This is a genomic window from Pseudomonas sp. AC463 (assembly GCF_979253585.1).
In genome coordinates, this window is the sequence record NZ_CEEDDZ010001169.1 from 1 (window position 1) to 236 (window position 236).

The 236-nt window shown below is 62.3% G+C and carries 1 pseudogene; it reads right to left on the reverse strand.

What is annotated here, in order from left to right:
• A pseudogene (locus AC0IYH_RS33995) lies at positions 1 to 236 on the reverse strand (ammonium transporter); the annotation flags it as partial.

The window sequence follows — 236 nt, forward strand, 5'->3', positions numbered from 1 at the left end:
GGCGTGATGCACGCGAAGGTCATCTGGAACACGACGAACGCGTATTCGGGAATGTAGACGTTGTTGGAGAAGGTCGCGCCGTAAGTCGTGGCGCTGACCCCGGCGAGGAACGCCTTGCTGAGCCCGCCGACATAGGGCGAGCCGCCCGTGAACGCCATGCTGTAGCCCCAGCAGACCCAGACGAGGGCGGCGACCGAGACGATCATGAACACCTGCATCAGCACGCTGAGCATATT